General features: G+C 64.8%; 19 protein-coding genes and 1 pseudogene. 14 read left to right on the top strand and 6 right to left on the bottom strand.

What is annotated here, in order from left to right:
• Positions 1–242 (bottom strand): annotated as a pseudogene (locus tag QRN45_RS07950) (hypothetical protein); the annotation flags it as partial.
• Between the two features lie 240 nt (positions 243–482).
• Here QRN45_RS07950 and QRN45_RS07955 point away from each other — a divergent pair.
• Positions 483–1,763, top strand: coding sequence for an MFS transporter (locus tag QRN45_RS07955; protein ID WP_284762911.1), 1,281 nt, complete (start codon positions 483–485; stop codon positions 1,761–1,763).
• Here QRN45_RS07955 and QRN45_RS07960 read toward each other — a convergent pair.
• The 5 genes from QRN45_RS07960 to QRN45_RS07980 form a co-directional block, all read right to left on the bottom strand.
• Complete coding sequence (locus QRN45_RS07960; RefSeq protein ID WP_284762888.1) at positions 1,760–2,332, bottom strand: MOSC domain-containing protein; 573 nt, start codon at positions 2,330–2,332, stop codon at positions 1,760–1,762. The genes QRN45_RS07955 and QRN45_RS07960 overlap by 4 nt on opposite strands.
• Before the next feature lie 42 nt (positions 2,333–2,374).
• Positions 2,375–3,289: a patatin-like phospholipase family protein gene (locus tag QRN45_RS07965; RefSeq protein WP_284762889.1), complete on the bottom strand. Its 915-nt coding sequence runs from the start codon at positions 3,287–3,289 to the stop codon at positions 2,375–2,377.
• 191 nt (positions 3,290–3,480) lie between these two features.
• A complete protein-coding gene (locus QRN45_RS07970; protein WP_241708117.1) occupies positions 3,481–4,584 on the bottom strand; it encodes an ABC transporter ATP-binding protein in 1,104 nt (367 codons plus the stop codon).
• A gap of 47 nt (positions 4,585–4,631) precedes the next feature.
• Positions 4,632–6,242, bottom strand: coding sequence for an ABC transporter permease (locus QRN45_RS07975; RefSeq protein WP_284762890.1), 1,611 nt, complete (start codon positions 6,240–6,242; stop codon positions 4,632–4,634).
• Positions 6,243–6,246: 4 nt separating this feature from the next.
• The gene (locus tag QRN45_RS07980) at positions 6,247–7,305 is read right to left on the bottom strand and encodes an iron ABC transporter substrate-binding protein (RefSeq protein ID WP_284762891.1); all 1,059 of its coding nucleotides are present in this window, start codon (positions 7,303–7,305) and stop codon (positions 6,247–6,249) included.
• 217 nt (positions 7,306–7,522) lie between these two features.
• Here QRN45_RS07980 and QRN45_RS07985 point away from each other — a divergent pair, with 217 nt between their 5' ends.
• From QRN45_RS07985 to fliQ, 13 genes are all read left to right on the top strand, one after another.
• Complete coding sequence (locus tag QRN45_RS07985) at positions 7,523–8,272, top strand: ABC transporter permease (protein ID WP_264637459.1); 750 nt, start codon at positions 7,523–7,525, stop codon at positions 8,270–8,272.
• An 89-nt stretch (positions 8,273–8,361) separates the two neighbouring features.
• Positions 8,362–8,616 carry a flagellar FlbD family protein gene (locus tag QRN45_RS07990; RefSeq protein ID WP_284762892.1) on the top strand — a complete coding sequence of 85 codons (255 nt, stop codon included), beginning with the start codon at positions 8,362–8,364 and terminating at the stop codon, positions 8,614–8,616.
• Positions 8,617–8,619: 3 nt separating this feature from the next.
• Positions 8,620–9,447, top strand: a complete 828-nt coding sequence (locus QRN45_RS07995) for a motility protein A (RefSeq protein ID WP_241708122.1) — start codon at positions 8,620–8,622, stop codon at positions 9,445–9,447.
• Positions 9,444–10,241 carry an OmpA/MotB family protein gene (locus tag QRN45_RS08000; protein WP_078106314.1) on the top strand — a complete coding sequence of 266 codons (798 nt, stop codon included), beginning with the start codon at positions 9,444–9,446 and terminating at the stop codon, positions 10,239–10,241. Before QRN45_RS07995 ends, QRN45_RS08000 begins: the two co-directional genes overlap by 4 nt.
• An 82-nt stretch (positions 10,242–10,323) precedes the next feature.
• Positions 10,324–10,764, top strand: coding sequence for a helix-turn-helix transcriptional regulator (locus tag QRN45_RS08005; protein WP_241708123.1), 441 nt, complete (start codon positions 10,324–10,326; stop codon positions 10,762–10,764).
• A gap of 189 nt (positions 10,765–10,953) precedes the next feature.
• Positions 10,954–11,364, top strand: a complete 411-nt coding sequence (locus QRN45_RS08010) for a TOBE domain-containing protein (RefSeq protein ID WP_264637460.1) — start codon at positions 10,954–10,956, stop codon at positions 11,362–11,364.
• Positions 11,361–12,173: a molybdate ABC transporter substrate-binding protein gene (gene modA, locus QRN45_RS08015; RefSeq protein WP_284762894.1), complete on the top strand. Its 813-nt coding sequence runs from the start codon at positions 11,361–11,363 to the stop codon at positions 12,171–12,173. Before QRN45_RS08010 ends, modA begins: the two co-directional genes overlap by 4 nt.
• A gap of 65 nt (positions 12,174–12,238) precedes the next feature.
• Positions 12,239–12,649: a VOC family protein gene (locus tag QRN45_RS08020; protein WP_078106415.1), complete on the top strand. Its 411-nt coding sequence runs from the start codon at positions 12,239–12,241 to the stop codon at positions 12,647–12,649.
• 99 nt (positions 12,650–12,748) lie between these two features.
• Positions 12,749–13,645 carry a flagellar motor switch protein FliM gene (locus QRN45_RS08025; RefSeq protein ID WP_078106310.1) on the top strand — a complete coding sequence of 299 codons (897 nt, stop codon included), beginning with the start codon at positions 12,749–12,751 and terminating at the stop codon, positions 13,643–13,645.
• A complete protein-coding gene (gene fliN / locus QRN45_RS08030; RefSeq protein ID WP_241708126.1) occupies positions 13,642–14,382 on the top strand; it encodes a flagellar motor switch protein FliN in 741 nt (246 codons plus the stop codon). The genes QRN45_RS08025 and fliN overlap by 4 nt, the downstream gene beginning before the upstream one ends.
• A complete protein-coding gene (gene fliO, locus QRN45_RS08035) occupies positions 14,383–14,892 on the top strand; it encodes a flagellar biosynthetic protein FliO (RefSeq protein ID WP_078106308.1) in 510 nt (169 codons plus the stop codon).
• A gap of 44 nt (positions 14,893–14,936) precedes the next feature.
• Positions 14,937–15,764: a flagellar type III secretion system pore protein FliP gene (gene fliP, locus QRN45_RS08040; protein WP_502870702.1), complete on the top strand. Its 828-nt coding sequence runs from the start codon at positions 14,937–14,939 to the stop codon at positions 15,762–15,764.
• Positions 15,764–16,039: a flagellar biosynthesis protein FliQ gene (gene fliQ, locus QRN45_RS08045; RefSeq protein ID WP_078106307.1), complete on the top strand. Its 276-nt coding sequence runs from the start codon at positions 15,764–15,766 to the stop codon at positions 16,037–16,039. Before fliP ends, fliQ begins: the two co-directional genes overlap by 1 nt.
• The last annotated feature ends 1 nt before the right edge of the window (position 16,040 follow it).

Raw genomic sequence — 16,040 nt, forward strand, 5'->3', positions numbered from 1 at the left:
GCGATCCTGGCCTGCGCGGCCGCTGCCGCGGACTTCAAGTCCTCCAGGGCACGCAGCTGGTCGATAAGTTCGGCGCGGTCCGGTCCGGTGCCGCCCACAAGTTCAAAGGCAGCGGCTGGCCGAAGCGATCTCACGGCATCGATCAGCTCCCGCACGCAGACGCCCGGCACGGCAGCATCCGGACCCGCGCAGCCCGCTGGCGCGCCGGATCCCATCAGCTGCGTTCCCCGAGTCCGCTCCATAAGAAAAGCCTCTCAGGGACCTACGACATTATTAGCTCGAAGATCGTCTGCCCGCCGAAAATCCCGGAATTCGACGGAATTTTTCGAGAACGGACCTTGCGGGGCCGCCGTCAGGGCGCACCTATGGGGCGCGGTATCGCCCGGCTAGCGGACCAGCCTCCTCGGGCTCTGGCGCGCGCTGCCGAAGCGGACGAGAATGGCCACGTGGTTGCCCCTCGTCAAGGCGGGGACGTCGCCCCGATGACCCCTGCCGCCCGAAAGATCCAAAGCATCTTTCTCACGTTGACCCTTGGCAATACCCTTGCGGCCTCGTTCATCTGGGGGATCAACACCCTCTTCCTGCTGGATGCGGGGCTCAGCAACCTCGAGGCCTTCGCGGCGAACGCCTTCTTCACGGCAGGAATGGTGGTGTTCGAAGTGCCCACCGGAGTGGTGGCCGACGGTTGGGGACGCCGCGTTTCGTTCCTCCTGGGCACCGTGACGCTGGCCGGTTCCACCTACCTTTACTATCTGCTGTGGCAGTTTTTGGCGCCGTTCTGGTGGTGGGCCGTGGTGTCGCTGCTGCTCGGCCTGGGCTTCACCTTCTTCTCGGGTGCGGTGGAGGCTTGGCTCGTGGACGCGTTGCGCTTCACCGGATATGAGGGCGGCCTGGAGACGGTGCTCGGGCGCGGGCAGATGGTGTCAGGTGCTGCCATGCTTGCGGGCTCGGTGGCTGGCGGGGTGATCGCGCAGGCCACCAATCTCGGAGTGCCGTTCCTGATTCGCGTCGGGGTGCTCCTCGCTATGTTCGTCGTGGCCTTCTTTCTCATGCGCGACGTCGGATTCACCCCGGAGCATTCTGCCCATCCGCTCAAGGCGAGCCGCGCCGTCGTCGACGCCTCGATCGAGAACGGTTTGAAAAATCCTCCCGTACGCTACGTGATGCTGGCAGCCCCGTTCAGCGCCGGCGTCGGGATCTACGTGTTCTATGCCCTGCAGCCGTACCTGCTTCAGCTCTTCGGAGACCCGCACGCATACTCCGTTGCGGGCCTGGCTGCGGCCATCGTGGCAGGAGCACAGGTACTGGGCGGGTGGATTGCACCGCGCATCCGGCGCCTGGTTCGTAAACGCACCACAGTGTTGATTCTGAGCGGAGTGGCCAGCGCATCGATTCTGGTGGTGCTCGGGTCCACGGGTGTCTTCTTGGTCGCTTTGGCGCTGTTGACGTTCTGGGCCATGGTCGCCTCGGCGGCCACACCGGTGCGGCAGGCCTACGTGAACGACATGATCCCGTCGAAGCAGCGGGCAACAGTGCTGAGCTTCGACTCGCTCATGGGATCAAGCGGGGGAGTGGTGGTGCAGCCGCTGCTCGGCCGGGCGGCCGATGTGTACGGCTACCCCGCCTCGTTGGCGATCAGCGGGGTCATCGAGTTGATCGCAGTGCCATTCCTCCTGGCGAGTCGTCGGCAGCGTTCATTGGCTGATCAGGCCAACGCCTCGATCGCTGCCTCCGATGCGGAACCCCGGCAGGAACTGAGCTAGGGAAGCCGTGAAGCCCGGAGGAGCGTGGCCGCACCGGCCTTGTCGGGATCAAGCGGCACAGGGCTAATTAACACGGCTGGGCCACGACGCAGGATGCCATCCGAAAGCGGTTGGCAGCGCACGCCGCCGCGTCCGCGCATGGCGGCGTGCGCGCCCGGAGCCAGGACCTGGTCCATCCAAGCGCAGGGATGGGCAGGCCGCCCGCCCCGGAACCGCGCAACGCTGCCGCCGGATTCCAACGCGAACTCCTCGCCCAGCAGGGGAGCCAAGTGGGCTCCCCTGAGGACTACATTGCGGCGGGTGAGGAGCGGATCAAAAGGTGCGACCCCCAGCTCAGCAGCCATCGCTTCGAGCGACTCGATGGCTATCAGGGTGACTGCGGCATCCATGTGCGCGGCCTTGCCGAAGAACCGGTCACCGACGATGCCCTTTCCGCTGACGACGTCGACCTGCCCGGCATCCGCGGTGGGCACCTCGGCGGCACCATCACGTGCACGGCCGAAGTAGGCGTGGCCGGATGACACGAGCAGATGCAGGATCTCCACGTCGTATCTGTAGCTTGCGGTCATGCCATAAGGCTATGCCTCTCCCGGGTCAGCAACCCAAGGCGCTCAGCTCCAGAACCCGATGAGCTGCCCGGCAAGGGTTTTGCCTTGCTCGTAACCCGCCTTGGCGGCGGGCGGACGCAGCGACAGATCCATGGCATTCGCACCGAACATGTGCTCGGAGTTGCTGTCCGGGAAGATCGTTTCGACCCGGCTTCCGCGTGCCCGGAGTTCGTCGACCTGCGTTGCTAGATGCGTGCCCCACTCGAACGGTTGCAGTGATCTGCCACCGAAGGGCGAGAGCACCAGGACGCGCTCGTATCCGGCTGCCAGATCGGCATTCTCGGCGTTGGATCGGTAACCGCCGTCGAGGTAGAGGTTGTCTCCGATCTTGTAAGGCAGGCCACTGGAACAGCTGGCGGCGATTGCGTCCACCAAATCGACCCCACTATGGCGGTCGAATGCGACCGGCTCACCGGTTCGCGCATCGACCGCGGTGATGAGCACCGCCCGTTCAGGCCAGTGCTGGCTGGGCAGCCGCGTGGCGACCGTGTTGCGCCATTGAGTTGACCAGGCGCCGTCCGACGCCGCATCCATATCGAGCGCCGCCGCGCCCAGTCGCCGACGCATGTCAGCCACGTCCTGGGCATCGGCGATGATCTTGTTGATCCGATCAAGGTGGTTCACCACCGGCCTGGCTGATGCGCGTCCGGCTCCGGACCCGACCGGCGCGGGCCGTTGCAGGGGGACGGCGTCAAGGATGTTGGCGAACAGTTCAGTCGGGCTTGCGCCTGCAACCTGGGCCGCGGCCGTCGATCCGGCCGACGTGCCGATGGTCAGATCGGCATCGGTCACATCCAGCCCGGCCTCGAAGAGGCCAGCGAGGACGCCGATCAGCCAGGCATTGCCTGTCGATCCGCCGCCACCGAGGACCAGCGCGCGCTCGCGGGAGTGCAAAGGTATGGAAGAAGTTGTGTTCATGGGAGTCGCCTTTCGCGAATTGCCTGTTTGGCGCTCCCAGTGGCGACTATTTCGGTCGCGAGATCGTGGACTGCAGGGGAGCACCCATTGCGGATACTGCGTTCATGGGACTCACCTCCTGCCGATTGATCACGATCGCCACGATGCTAGCACGGCGCTCGGCGGCGCGCCATCGGCGTCGTGCTGTCTTCCTAGTCCTCCATCGGGAAGGCCACGCCTTCGCCTACAACGCGGAGGCTCAGTTCCGTGCCTGGCCTGGTGATGGACGCGTTCCAGTGGCGGATGGTGATGACCTCTCCGCCTCCCGGGTAGGTCCGGGCGGCACCTTCGGCGGGAACGCGGGGAGCGAGCTTGATCCGCACGGTGGTCTCCGGGCCGAAGTAGTCGGTATCGACCACGACGCCGCGGATGGGACCATCCGGAGCAATCCGGATCTGTTCCGGACGGAGCATCAATTGCACCAGGCCCTGCGCGGGGGGACGGCGTACGGGGATGCCACCCAGGGAACACGTGGCGAGGGAGCCTTCCATCCAGGCGTCCAGGATGACCGCATCACCGAGGAATTCGGCCGTGGCCCGGTCGGCGGGACGCGTGTACACAACGAACGGATTGCCGATCTGCGCCAGCTTTCCGCCACGCATGATCGCCACCTGGTCCGCGAAGGAAAGGGCCTCGGCTTGATCGTGGGTCACCAGGATGGTGGTGACCCCGGCTTCGTTCAGGACCTTGGCCACGGCACGCCGGGTGGCCACGCGGAGGCCGGCGTCGAGCGCGGAGAACGGTTCGTCGAGCAGCATCAGTTGCGGTTCGCGGGCCAAGGCACGGGCGAGAGCCACCCGCTGCTGCTGGCCTCCCGAGAGCTGGTGGGGCCGCCTTTTCGCCATGTCCGCATCGAGGGAAACCATGTCGAGCAGTTCCTGGACGCGCGTCTTGACGGCGCGGCGGCCGCCGTCGAGCGCTGACCTGTCCAGTCCGAACGCGATGTTCTGCCCCACCGTCAGGTGCGGGAAGAGCGCGCCGTCCTGGGCAACATAGCCGACGTGCCGCTTGTGGGCAGGTACCCAAATACCGTCGCCGGCTACCTTGTTTCCACCGAGGCTGATGGAACCGGTGTCCGGGTGCTCGAATCCGGCGATCAGGCGCAACAGGGTGGTCTTGCCGGAACCGGAGGGCCCGACGATGGCAGTTGTTCCGCCCTTGGCCACGGAGAGGTTCACGCCCTTCAGCACAGCCTGGGAGCCGAAGTTCTTGGTGACCTCGGCGATGTCCAGATGCGTGTTGGTAGTGGGAGCCACAGAGGCCGCCACACGCGGTGACGGAAGCCTTGAGGGGGATTGTTCAGTCACTGTCCGGCTACTTTCTTGGACTGTTGGAAAAGCAGGTACGTCATGGGGGCAGACAACAAGATCATGAGCAGGGCATAGGGTGCCGCGCCCGCATAGTCGATCTCGCTGCTCTTGCTCCAGAATTCCGTGGCGAGGGTATGCGTGCCGTTGGGGGACAGCAGCAGCGTTGCCGTCAGTTCGTTGACGATGGCGAGGAACACCAGCGCGGCACCGCCGGCGGCGGCTGGAGCCGTGAGGCGGAGCGTCACTTTCAGGAAGGACACCAGAGGAGCCTTGCCGAGCGATTGCGCGGCTTCGTCGAGTTCCTTGGGGGCTTGGGCCAGTCCGGTGCGGATATTGACCAGCGCCCGCGGGAGGAACAACAGAACGTAGGCGGCAATCAGGACCCCGGAGGTCTGGTAGACCCCAGGCACCATGCGGATGCTCACCGTGACGAAGGCGAGGCCCACCACGATGCCGGGCAGGGAGCTGGTGACGTAGTTGGACAGTTCCAGCATCTTGGTGAACCAGCTCGGGTGCCGCACGGCCAGATAGGCCATGGGGAAGCCGACGACGATTGTCGCCGCGGCGCCCACGGTGCCGTATGCGAGGGTCTGGAGCAGCGCCGGAAGGAACTCGTCGGCCGACCAGACCTGGGCGCCTCCAGCTATCACCCAGCGCAGGACGAAGAAAATCGGCAATCCGAAGGCCAACACCGTAAGGGCAAGCAGGCCGAGCTGTGAGGGAAGTTCGTAGAGGCCCAGGCGCAGTTTGGTCGGCTTGGCCTGGGCGCCGGAACCGACGCGTGCGTAGCGTGCGGTTCCCCTGCTCCTGACCTCCGCGAGGAGCAGGATGAGGCAGAAGAACACCAGGACGCTTGCCAACATGTTCCCGGCCGTGCCGTTGAACGTGGACTGGAACTGGGTCATGATCGCGGTGGTGAAGGTGTCGAAGCGGATCATCGCGAACGCACCGTATTCGGCCAGCAGGTGCAGCGACACCAGGAGTGCGCCACCCGTCATGGCGATCCGCAGTTGTGGCAGCACCACCCGGAAGAAGATGGCCCACGGACCCAAGCCAAGGGACGCCGCCGACTGCTCAATCGCGGGGTCGAGACGCCCCAGGGTCGCCGCGGCTGGAATGTAGACGAGGGGGAAATAGGACAGCGTGGCGATGAGCACGCCGGACCAAATGCCCTCCAGGGAGGGAACGGCGGTCACCCACGCATAGCTGTTGACGAACGCCGGGATGGCCAGCGGGGCTGCCAAGGCAACGGCCCACCAGCGATGCCCGCGCAGCCTGGTCCGCTCCACGAGCCACGCTCCGCCAACCCCCAACACCAAGCATATGGGCACCGTGAAGACCACCAGCATGACGGTATTGAGGAGCAACTCGCCGACGCGCGGCCGGACGATGAGCGCGACGGCGGTGTCCCACCCGGTCGCGGCCGTCATGTAAGCGACGTACCCCAGCGGGATGAGCGAAAACAGTGCGATCAGCACCGCCAGGAGGGATATTGCGGAAACGCCGAAAGGCGGGCGGGGGCGCTTGCCCCTGCCCGCCGTCGTCGTGCTCGCCGAAGCTTCCGGGATGTCCGGAGAGATGCGAGCCGATAGATCAGTGGTCACGGAATTACAGCAGTCCTGCCTTGGTCATCAGGTCGGTGACCTTTGCGGAGTTCAATTTGGCCGGATCGACGGTGGGAGCCTGCAGATCCCTGATGGGAACGAGTTTAGCGTTCGAGTCCACGTTGGAAGCGATCGCGTATTCGTAGGAGGTGCCGTTCTTGAGGACTTCCTGGCCTTGCTTGCCGGTGATGAACTTGATGAAGGTCTGGGCAGCCGCCGAGTTCTTGGAGGATTTCAGCACGCCGCCGCCGGAGACGGACAGGAAGGCGCCCGGATCCTGGTTCTTGAAGAAGTACGGGGTGACCTTGTTGGAGTTCTCGCCGGTCTTGGCCTGGTCGCCATAGTAGTAGTAGTGGTAGATCAATGCGGCGTCGACTTCGCCGGCATTGACTGCCTTCATGGCTGTGCTGTTGCCCTTGTAGGCCTTGAAGTTGTCCTTCATGCCCTTGAGCCACTCAGTCGTGGCTGCCTCGCCCTTTTGTTCGAGGAGGGCTGCAACGATGGCCTGGAAGTCAGCCCCGGACGGCGAAGCGGCCCACCGGCCCTTCCACTCCGGCTTGGCCAGGTCCAGCATGGACTTGGGCAGCTTGTCGTCGCTGATCTTGGTCTTGTCGTACACCAGGACGGTGGAGCGGGCGGCGATGCCGGTCCACTTGTTGGTGGACGGGCGGTATGCGGCCGGGACCTGGTCCACGGTGGCCTTGTCGATGTCCGCGAAGAGGCCGGCGTTCTCAACCTGGGCCATGGCGGGGGAGTTCTCCGTGAGGAAGACGTCGGCCGGGGATGCCGCGCCTTCCTGGATGATCTGGTTCGAGAGCTCGGAGTCGGAACCCTGGCGGAGCGTGACCTTGACGCCGGTCTGCTTGGTGAACGCGTCCACCCATTCCTTGGTCAGCGTGTCGTGCTGGGCGTTGTAGACAGTGATCTCGCCGGACACATTAGCGTCGGCGGCAGCAGACTCGGGGGCTGCGGAGGAGGCGGTGCCGTTGCCGCACGCGGCCAGGCTCAGGGCTGCAGTGGCGGCGAGTGCGATGCCGGCCAGCGCGTTAGCGCGAATCTTCATGAGGGCTTCTTTCTGCGAGCAAATCCAAGGGAGCCCGGGGGAAGTAAAAGCGGGCTCACAGCTTGAAACTTTAGGTTAGCCATACCTAAATTTCCATCCAGAAAGCCCCATCGTGACCGGAATCACACGCATTACGCAAGATTTACGTGCCCTAATGCGCGGATGGTGGATGTGCCCCTTGGGCGGGTGCCCTTGCGGCAGTCGATAAGCTGGCTCCATGCCCGGTCTCGCCGAATTCCTGCCGACCTTCCTCGGCGTCGGCATCCTGATGGCGGCCACGTTGGCACTGCTCTTGGTGTTCCGGACCCCGCACCCTTTCGCGCCTGCACTAGCCATCCTCCGCGGGGCCATACAGCTCGCCGCGATCAGCTTTGTTTTGGGGGGTGTGATCACCAGCCCGCTATGGGTGGCCGTCGCACTTCTGGTGATGTTTGCGGTAGCCGCGATAAGTGCCACGCGACGCATTGGCTGGAGCCTGCCGCATTTGGGCCTTGTCAGCGGCTCAATGGCCACGGGCATCGGAATAACCCTTGCCGTCATCTTCGCGACGGGAGCCATCGCGTTCACTCCCCGCTACGCGCTCGCGATTGGCGGGATCGTCATCGGCAACGGCATGACCATCGCAGTCCTGGCCGGCCGGCGCTTCAAGGAATCCGTTTACGAGCACTGGGAGGAAGTTGAGGGGTGGCTTGCGCTCGGCGCCACCCCGAGGCAGGCCACCCTTGATCTTGCCCGGCGGACGGTCTATTCGGCTCTGATCCCGTCAACCGATCAAACCAAGACGACAGGACTTGTCACGCTGCCCGGGGCCTTTGTCGGGGCCATCTTCGGTGGCGTTTCTCCCTTTGAGGCAGGCCGCTTCCAAATAGTGGTGCTCGCGGCGATCATGGCGGCAGGTTCGGTGACCGCCGTCATGATCATCGGAATCCTCGCCCCGGTACGCGTGCGCCCAGCGACGTTGCGCTGACACTGCCTAACGGGAGGCTCCCTCCGGCCGACAGTAGGGACTGAACCGCCCTCCTCACAGCGCCTCCCTACCTAAAGCAGAAACGGCCCATGATCGTTGTCACCCGCCTGAACGGCACCCGCTTTGCCGTGAATCCGGACATCATTGAACGGATCCACGAAAGCCCGGACACCCATCTGGTGACGCTCGACGGCGCCACGTATGTCGTGCGGGAAAGCCTCGCGGAGGTCGTGGACCTTATTGCGAACTACCGGGCCTATATTCTTCGGCGGGCACAGGATCTCCCCATCGTGACGGGCTATCCGCTGAGCCTCGTGCGCACCCCGGACACGGACGGAAGGTAAGCCATGGATCCCTCGACAATAATCGGCCTGTTCCTGGCCTTCGGTTCGGTGGTCGCCATGGTGACCCTCGAAGACGCCAACCTCATGGCCCTCCTGCTTCCCGCGCCCATGGTCCTGGTTTTCGGGGCCACCTTGGCCGTGGGACTGGCCGGGAACACGTTCCGCGATACCGTCCGGGCGTTCAAGGACCTCCCCAAGGCGTTCAAGGGAAAGACGGACAAGCCCCAGGACAGCATCGACCAACTGATCGGCTTCGCCGAGAAGGCACGCAGCGAGGGTCTCCTCTCCCTCGAAGAGGCGGCCACGGAGGAGAAAGATCCCTTTCTGGCCCGTGCACTGCAGAACATCGCCGACGGCACGGATGCCGAAGAGCTGCGCATCCTCATGGAGGACGAGATCGACTCCAAGATGCGCAGCGACCACGTCTCCGCCAAATTCTTCGCCAGCCTGGGGGGCTACGCGCCGACCATCGGCATTATCGGCACCGTGGTATCGCTGACCCACGTCCTTGAGAACCTTTCCTCGCCCGATCATCTGGGGCCGATGATCGCCTCCGCTTTCGTGGCAACCCTGTGGGGTTTGTTGTCCGCGAACTTCATCTGGCTGCCTTTCAGCTCGAGGCTCAAGCGACTTTCCGAGCTGGAAATCGAACGCATGACCCTCCTGATGGAGGGCATGCTGGCGGTGCAGAACGGGACCCAGCCCCTCCTCCTCGCCGAACGGCTCCGCGCCATGGTTCCCCCGGACCGGCTCGGCAACGCGAAAACAGCAAGCAAGGGCGACGACGACGAAACGCGCCCCGGCAAATTCGCTTCGTCCAAGGCCGCATGAGGTCCCGACGCCGCCGCGGCTCACCTCCCGCCGAAGAGCACGTCGACGAACGCTGGATGGCGTCCTACATGGACATGGTCACCGTGCTCATGTGCATGTTCATCGTGCTCTTCGCAATGTCCACCGTGGACCAGGCCAAATTCGACAAGCTCCGCAACTCGCTGGCCACGGGATTCGGCACGGTGGTCAGCCAGAAGGTGGACACCGCCACCGGGACCGTCGTTCCGCCGGAATACACCAGCGCCGACGCCCAGGGATTCTCCAACTTGGACCTCGCGCTGAAGGAAGCGGCCCGGCTCACCGCTTTGCGCGACGACATGAAGTCCAAGCTCGACGCCGCGGGGCTGGGTGCCAATGTGCAGTTCCAGATCAACGAACGCGGGCTCACCGTGAAACTCGTAGGATCGCAGACCTTCTTCGAACCCGACCGGCCGGACCTCACGCCCCGCGCGAGCCAGGTTCTTGGCATGATTGCCCCGACCATGGCCAAGGCGGCCCTCGAAATCATGGTGGAAGGCCATGCCGCCAACGGGGTCACCTCGTATCCCTCCACGTGGGAGCTTTCGTCCGCGCGTTCCGTCAACGTCCTCAGGTACCTCGTCGACCACGGGGGCATTTCGGCAGGGCACATCGGCGCAGTCGCGTACGGATCCGCCCGGCAGGTCAACGACGATTCCACCGAGGCGCTCATGGAACTCAACCGCAGGGTCGACGTCGTCGTCCTCTCGGACAAGCCCGAAGTGGTCCGCGCCCTGATCCCCGAGGCGCTCAAGGCGAGGGCCGGTGGCCAGTAGCGGCCGTGTAGCATGAGCGGTCGGTGACCGAACGGCGTCGGACACCATGGAAGTGGTCGGCGTGCCGAGGTACGCTCGTGGCATGACCCCGGAAGACATCGCCCGGCTCACGTACTTGCGAAAGGCCCGTGACCTGATCGACCGCGAGTACGCCAAACCCCTCGACGTACCCACCATGGCCAGCCATGCGTTCATGTCACCGGCACACTTCTCCCGGCAGTTCCGGGCCGCTTATGGCGAGACCCCTTACAACTACCTGATGACCCGCCGCATCGAGCGCGCGATGGCACTGCTGCGCGGCGGAATGAGCGTGACCGACGCGTGCATGGAGGTCGGTTGTACGTCACTTGGCTCTTTCAGCTCGCGGTTCACCGAACTTGTGGGGGTGCCGCCCAGCACGTACCGCGCCCGCGAACACCTGGCCGTGGCCGCCATGCCCGCGTGCGTGGCGAAGATACGCACGCGGCCCAGCCGGAACGAAGCCAGCAAGAGCCGCGAAGCGCTTGCGGTTGCCGCCGACTGACTGCTTGATACGCCGTAGCCGGCCGATATACGCCAGAGGTTCCGTCCTGACAGGGCGGGACCTCTGCTGCGTCCTGGACGCTTGCCGGGCGGGACAGCATCACCGCGGGATCACCGCGGGAAAACGGTCACATTTGATTTGCGGAAGATATATGCCGTCATTACCGCATTTGAGGATTATTCTGATGCCATGCCAAATATTCGAGTATCTGAAGCAGCTCGTTTCCTGGGCGTCAGTGACGATACCGTCCGGCGCTGGACCGAGAACGGCATCCTGACCCCGGTCAAGGATGATTCCGGGCGGCTGGCCGTGGACGGGCTGGAACTTGCCCACCTCGCGCGGGACCAGGCGCAGCTGCCCGAGGATCCCACCAGGGTGGGCCGCTCTGCACGCAACCGCTTCGTCGGACTGGTCACCGGCATCACGGCCGACACGGTCATGGCACAAGTGGAACTGCAATGCGGTCCCTTCCGTGTCGTATCCCTCATGAGCAGCGAGGCCGTCCGGGAGCTCGGACTCGAACTCGGCTCGGTCGCCACAGCCGTGGTCAAGGCCACCACAGTCATGATCGAAACACCCCAAGGAAAGAGCGCCATATGAGGATCACCCGCAAGCCCTTCGCCGCATTGCTCGTTGCCGGCGCCCTCGCGGCCAGCCTGGCCGGCTGCGGTGCAAGCACACCCGCGAGCACCGTCAGCAGCGGATCCGACAGCGCCAGCGCGACGCCTAGGCTTTCGGGCAAGGTGACGGTCTACGCGGCTGCGTCGCTGAAGGCAACATTCACCAAGCTGGCGAGTGAATTCGAGGCAGCGAACCCGGGTACCAAAGTGGCGCTGAGTTTCGCGGGGTCATCTGATCTCGTCACGCAGATCACCCAAGGCGCTCCGGCGGATGTCTTTGCCTCGGCCGACACCAAGAACATGGCCAAGCTCTCCGACGCCAAGCTGCTCGACGGAACGGCCAAGAACTTCGCCACCAACGTCCTGACCATCGCCGTCCCGCCGTCGAACCCGGCGTCGATCAGTTCCTTCGCGGACCTGGCCAAACCGGGCGTCAAGGTGGTGGTCTGCGCCAGCCAAGTACCGTGCGGCTCCGCAGCGCAAACCATCGAAAAGGCCACCGGTACAACCTTGAAGCCCGTCAGTGAAGAGTCATCCGTGACTGACGTCCTGGGCAAGGTGGCCTCGGGCGAGGCCGACGCCGGACTCGTCTACGTCACCGACGTCAAGGGCGCCGGGGACAAGGTCAAGGGCATCACCTTCCCCGAGGCGGACAAGGCCGTCAACACCTACCCGATCGGCACCGTGGGCACCAGCAAGAACAAGGACCTGGCCGCGGCATTCATCGCGTTGGTGACGGGAAGCGAAGGCAAGAAGGTTCTCGGCGACGCCGGCTTCGGAACTCCGTAGCCTCCCGCAGGAAGCGAGCAGGATTCGAGAAGCGCGTGCGGGCGCAGCGGACTAGCGTCGTTGCCATGACTATTTCACTGCAGTACTCACACATCACTGTCAACGATCCCGACGAAGCACTCACCTTCTATCGGGATGCCCTCGGCCTCGAGGTGCTCAACGACGTGGCACAAGGCGGATTCCGTTGGGTGACGCTCGGCAGCACGGACCAGCCGGGTGTTGAAATCGTGCTTTCCGAACCGCACGCGGGCCGGTCCAAGGCCGACGGCGACTCCCTCCAGGAGCTGCTCACCAAGGGCGTCCTGGGGCCGATCGTCTTCCGTTCCGACGACGTCGACACGCTCTTCGAGAAGGTCAGGGCTTCCGGCGCTGAGGTCATGCAGGAGCCAATCGACCAGCCATGGGGTCCCCGCGACTGCGCCTTCCGTGATCCTTCGGGCAACATGGTGAGGATTTCCCAGGCTCCGGCCGCATAGCCTGCGCCCGCGCTGGTGGGTGCGGCCCCGGGCCACACCCGCCAGCCGCCCGAAAACTCGTCACTTACGCCTGCACTTTCCTTGCCGATAGTGGCAACCGTGAGTGAACAGGAAGATCAATCGGCGGTACGGCAGCGCACCGTGGACGTCTATGACTTCCGCAGGCCCACCACCTTGCCTCGCCAGCACAGCCGCGTCCTGGAAGTCGCGTTCGAGACGTTCGCCCGCCAGTGGGGAACACAGCTCACGGCCAAGGTCCGCGTGAAGTCCACCGCGACCCTTGAACAGCTCATCATGCAGAGCTACGACGAATACGCCGCGTCCCTCCCTTCCGTCACCTCGATGGTGTTGTGCCGCATCGACGGAAGCGAGTCGCGGCTGGTCATGCAGTTTCCCGCCACCGCGGCCTTGTCCTGGGTCACCCGCATGCTGGGCGGGGCGAGCGAAACGGCAGTCCCGGACCGCAAGTTCACCCAGATCGAGCAGGCCCTCATCAGCCGCATGGTGGAAGACGGGCTGGAGGACCTGAGCTATTCGCTTGGTGCCCTGCTGACCACCCCGGTGCGCATGGACGTCATCCAGTACAATTCCCAGTTCGCCCAAGCCGCGGCTCCGGCGGAACTCATGATCGTGGCCTCATTCACCGTGAAGGTGGGCGAAAGCCTTGCTGCGGCCAGTCTCGCGATTCCCGCCGACGTCCTCCTTTCCGGGCTCGGCGACGTGAACCCCACCGTCCACAGCCGCGACGCCGAGGCGCTGGTCCGCGCCCAGGTCACCCAGGTACCGGTAGACATAGCCATCCAGTTGAGCCCCACTCCGGTGACGCCGGCACAGATCCTGGGCCTCGCCGTCGGGGACGTCATTCAGCTGCCGCACCTGGAGAACCGGCCGTTCGACGTCGCCATCAATGGCACCCGCCTGGCCACCGCGGCACCTGCCCGCAACGGCTCCCGTGCAGCCGCCGTCATCGTCACAATCGAGGAGAACCAGCGATGAGCATCACCCTGACCCTGCACGAGTCCGCGGCCGAGCGTTTGGCCACGCAGCTGCCGGCTCCTGCCACGCTGCACGTCGCCGGCATTGTCCCGCCCCACGCCGCAGCGGCATACGCACCGCTCGCGGTCACCGCCACGTTCGTGGGCGCCGTGACGGCGGACTTCGCGCTCATCCTCACGGACCGTTCCTTCCTGGCCGCTGCCGGCGGCACCCAGCAAGGGCACTCCGCCGTCGTGTCGGCCATCGACGTCCTGCGTCCCGCGATGGAACACGCGGCCGACGCGTTCGACGCCGGCGTGCTGGGGGAGTTGCGCGAGGAAGACGCCGCCGGGCTGCTGTCCGACCCCGAGACCGCTGTTTTTGAACTGCGCCAGCGGCAAGCGATGGACGGCGGGCAGGCGTTTGGCTGGTTCGCCGTCCGGGTCCGCGAACACGGGACCGTGCAGGACGCTGCCGCCGCGCGAAGCATTCAACCCGCGGCGGTTTCGTCCCGCCTCGGATTGATCAGCAACGTCGAAATGGCCCTCACCGTGGAAATCGGCCGCACCCGCATGTCCGTGCGCGACGCCCTCGCCCTGGAACCGGGCAAGGTGATCGAACTGGACCGCTCGGCCGGTGCGCCCGCCGATGTCCTCCTCAACGGGCGCCTGATCGCGCACGGTGAGGTCGTCGTCGTGGACCAGGACTACGCAGTGCGCATCACCCGCATCCTGGACGTCGCCGAGGGAATCTACTAGATGGATTCCGTCATCCTCGGGCTGCGCGTGCTCGTGGCCCTGGGTGCGGTGCTCGGGCTCATATGGGTCCTGCAGCGCCGCCTGCTCAAAGGAAAGGCCAAGGGACGACGCCGGGCCAACACCACCCTGACGGTGGTCAGCCGGCAGACTGTCGGCCAAAAGGCCTCCGTTGTGGTGGTCGACGCCGGTGACAAGCGATTCCTTTTGGGCGTCACCGAACACGCCATCAACGTCCTGCACAGTGGTGACGTCCCCGTGGAACTTCCTGAAGTCGCGACGGCACCCGAGAGCTTCGCCGATATCTTCCGTGACGCCGGAGGAACGTCGCTTCCGGACAACGGGCCCCAAACGTCATCCCAAGGCAGTGGACTCCAAGCTGCCGGACACACCCGCCGCAGCGAGATCCACCGGCGCAGCGGGCTCGACAAAGCACAGCCCATGCATGGATCCATCCTTGCCGGTTCCACTTGGCGGCAGGCCGCCGAAGCCATCAGGGGACGCCGAAATTGATCGCGACTCTGGGGCCTGCCGATGCCCACCGCACCGGCAGGAAGTTGCTGGCTGTGCGCAGGACGCTGCCAGCGGTGCTCTGTGTCCTCGTGCTGACGGGCCTGTTCCTGTGGCTGGGCACGGCAAGTGGACATGCGGCACCGGTCAGCCCCACGCCACCCACGGCGCCCGCAGCTCCCACGGCACCTGCCCAACCCTCCAACGGCAACGTCAGCATCAACATCAATGGGCTGGACGGAAAGCCATCCACCGCAGTGGTGACGCTGATCGGGATCACGCTGCTCTCCGTAGCTCCTGCCCTGCTGCTCATGATGACCTCGTTCACCAAGATCTTCGTGGTGCTGGCCATGACCCGCAACGCCTTGTCCCTCCCGTCCATCCCGCCCAACCAAGTGCTGGCCGGGCTGGCGCTCTTCCTTTCCCTGTTCGTGATGTGGCCCGTGATTTCGGAGATCAACAACGTCGGCATCCAGCCCTACCTGAACGGCACGCTGGATTTCAACGGAGCCGTTTCGGCCGGATCCGCGCCACTCCAGCACTTCATGGTGGCCCACACCCGGCAGGAAGACATTGCCCTCATGACCCGGGCCGCCAAGCTGGATAACCCGGCCAACCCGCAATCGGTCCCTTTGCAGACACTCATCCCCGCGTTCATGATCTCCGAACTCCGGGCGGCATTCATCATCGGCTTCGTCATTTTCATCCCGTTCCTGGTGATCGACCTGGTGGTCTCGGCCGCCCTGATGTCCATGGGCATGATGATGCTCCCGCCGGTCATGATCTCCCTTCCCTTCAAGATCCTGTTGTTCATCCTGGTGGACGGCTGGGGACTGGTGATCACCGCCCTGATCCAGAGTTATTCGAGCGGCTGATGGATACCAACGCAGTCCTGGACATTTGCCTCCAGGCCCTGATTCTTGCGGCCAAGCTGGCCGCGCCCGCCTTGGTCACCGCGCTGGTGGTGGGCCTCGCCATTTCCCTCCTGCAGTCCATCACCCAGCTCCAGGAAGCCACCCTCTCCTTCGTGCCCAAGGCAGTCGCCGTGGCCGTGGCCTTGGTGGTGTGCGGGCACTGGATGATCACCGAGGCTGTTTCCTTCACGAACGAGCTCTTTGCCCGGATACCCGGGCTGATCGGCGGAGCGTGAA

The sequence above is a fragment of the Arthrobacter sp. efr-133-R2A-63 genome, from assembly GCF_030209795.1.
GTDB lineage: Bacteria > Actinomycetota > Actinomycetes > Actinomycetales > Micrococcaceae > Arthrobacter > Arthrobacter bambusae_A.

What these genes read in the sequence shown, in the direction of transcription:
- QRN45_RS07955 (WP_284762911.1), top strand. Translation starts at nt 483, where the DNA reads ATGACCCCTGCCGCCCGAAAGATCCAAAGCATCTTTCTCACGTTGACC.
- QRN45_RS07960 (WP_284762888.1), bottom strand. Translation starts at nt 2,332, where the DNA reads ATGACCGCAAGCTACAGATACGACGTGGAGATCCTGCATCTGCTCGTG.
- QRN45_RS07965 (WP_284762889.1), bottom strand. Translation starts at nt 3,289, where the DNA reads ATGAACACAACTTCTTCCATACCTTTGCACTCCCGCGAGCGCGCGCTG.
- QRN45_RS07980 (WP_284762891.1), bottom strand. Translation starts at nt 7,305, where the DNA reads ATGAAGATTCGCGCTAACGCGCTGGCCGGCATCGCACTCGCCGCCACT.
- QRN45_RS07985 (WP_264637459.1), top strand. Translation starts at nt 7,523, where the DNA reads ATGCCCGGTCTCGCCGAATTCCTGCCGACCTTCCTCGGCGTCGGCATC.
- QRN45_RS07990 (WP_284762892.1), top strand. Translation starts at nt 8,362, where the DNA reads ATGATCGTTGTCACCCGCCTGAACGGCACCCGCTTTGCCGTGAATCCG.
- QRN45_RS07995 (WP_241708122.1), top strand. Translation starts at nt 8,620, where the DNA reads ATGGATCCCTCGACAATAATCGGCCTGTTCCTGGCCTTCGGTTCGGTG.
- QRN45_RS08000 (WP_078106314.1), top strand. Translation starts at nt 9,444, where the DNA reads ATGAGGTCCCGACGCCGCCGCGGCTCACCTCCCGCCGAAGAGCACGTC.
- QRN45_RS08005 (WP_241708123.1), top strand. Translation starts at nt 10,324, where the DNA reads ATGACCCCGGAAGACATCGCCCGGCTCACGTACTTGCGAAAGGCCCGT.
- QRN45_RS08010 (WP_264637460.1), top strand. Translation starts at nt 10,954, where the DNA reads ATGCCAAATATTCGAGTATCTGAAGCAGCTCGTTTCCTGGGCGTCAGT.
- modA (WP_284762894.1), top strand. Translation starts at nt 11,361, where the DNA reads ATGAGGATCACCCGCAAGCCCTTCGCCGCATTGCTCGTTGCCGGCGCC.
- QRN45_RS08020 (WP_078106415.1), top strand. Translation starts at nt 12,239, where the DNA reads ATGACTATTTCACTGCAGTACTCACACATCACTGTCAACGATCCCGAC.
- fliN (WP_241708126.1), top strand. Translation starts at nt 13,642, where the DNA reads ATGAGCATCACCCTGACCCTGCACGAGTCCGCGGCCGAGCGTTTGGCC.
- fliO (WP_078106308.1), top strand. Translation starts at nt 14,383, where the DNA reads ATGGATTCCGTCATCCTCGGGCTGCGCGTGCTCGTGGCCCTGGGTGCG.
- fliQ (WP_078106307.1), top strand. Translation starts at nt 15,764, where the DNA reads ATGGATACCAACGCAGTCCTGGACATTTGCCTCCAGGCCCTGATTCTT.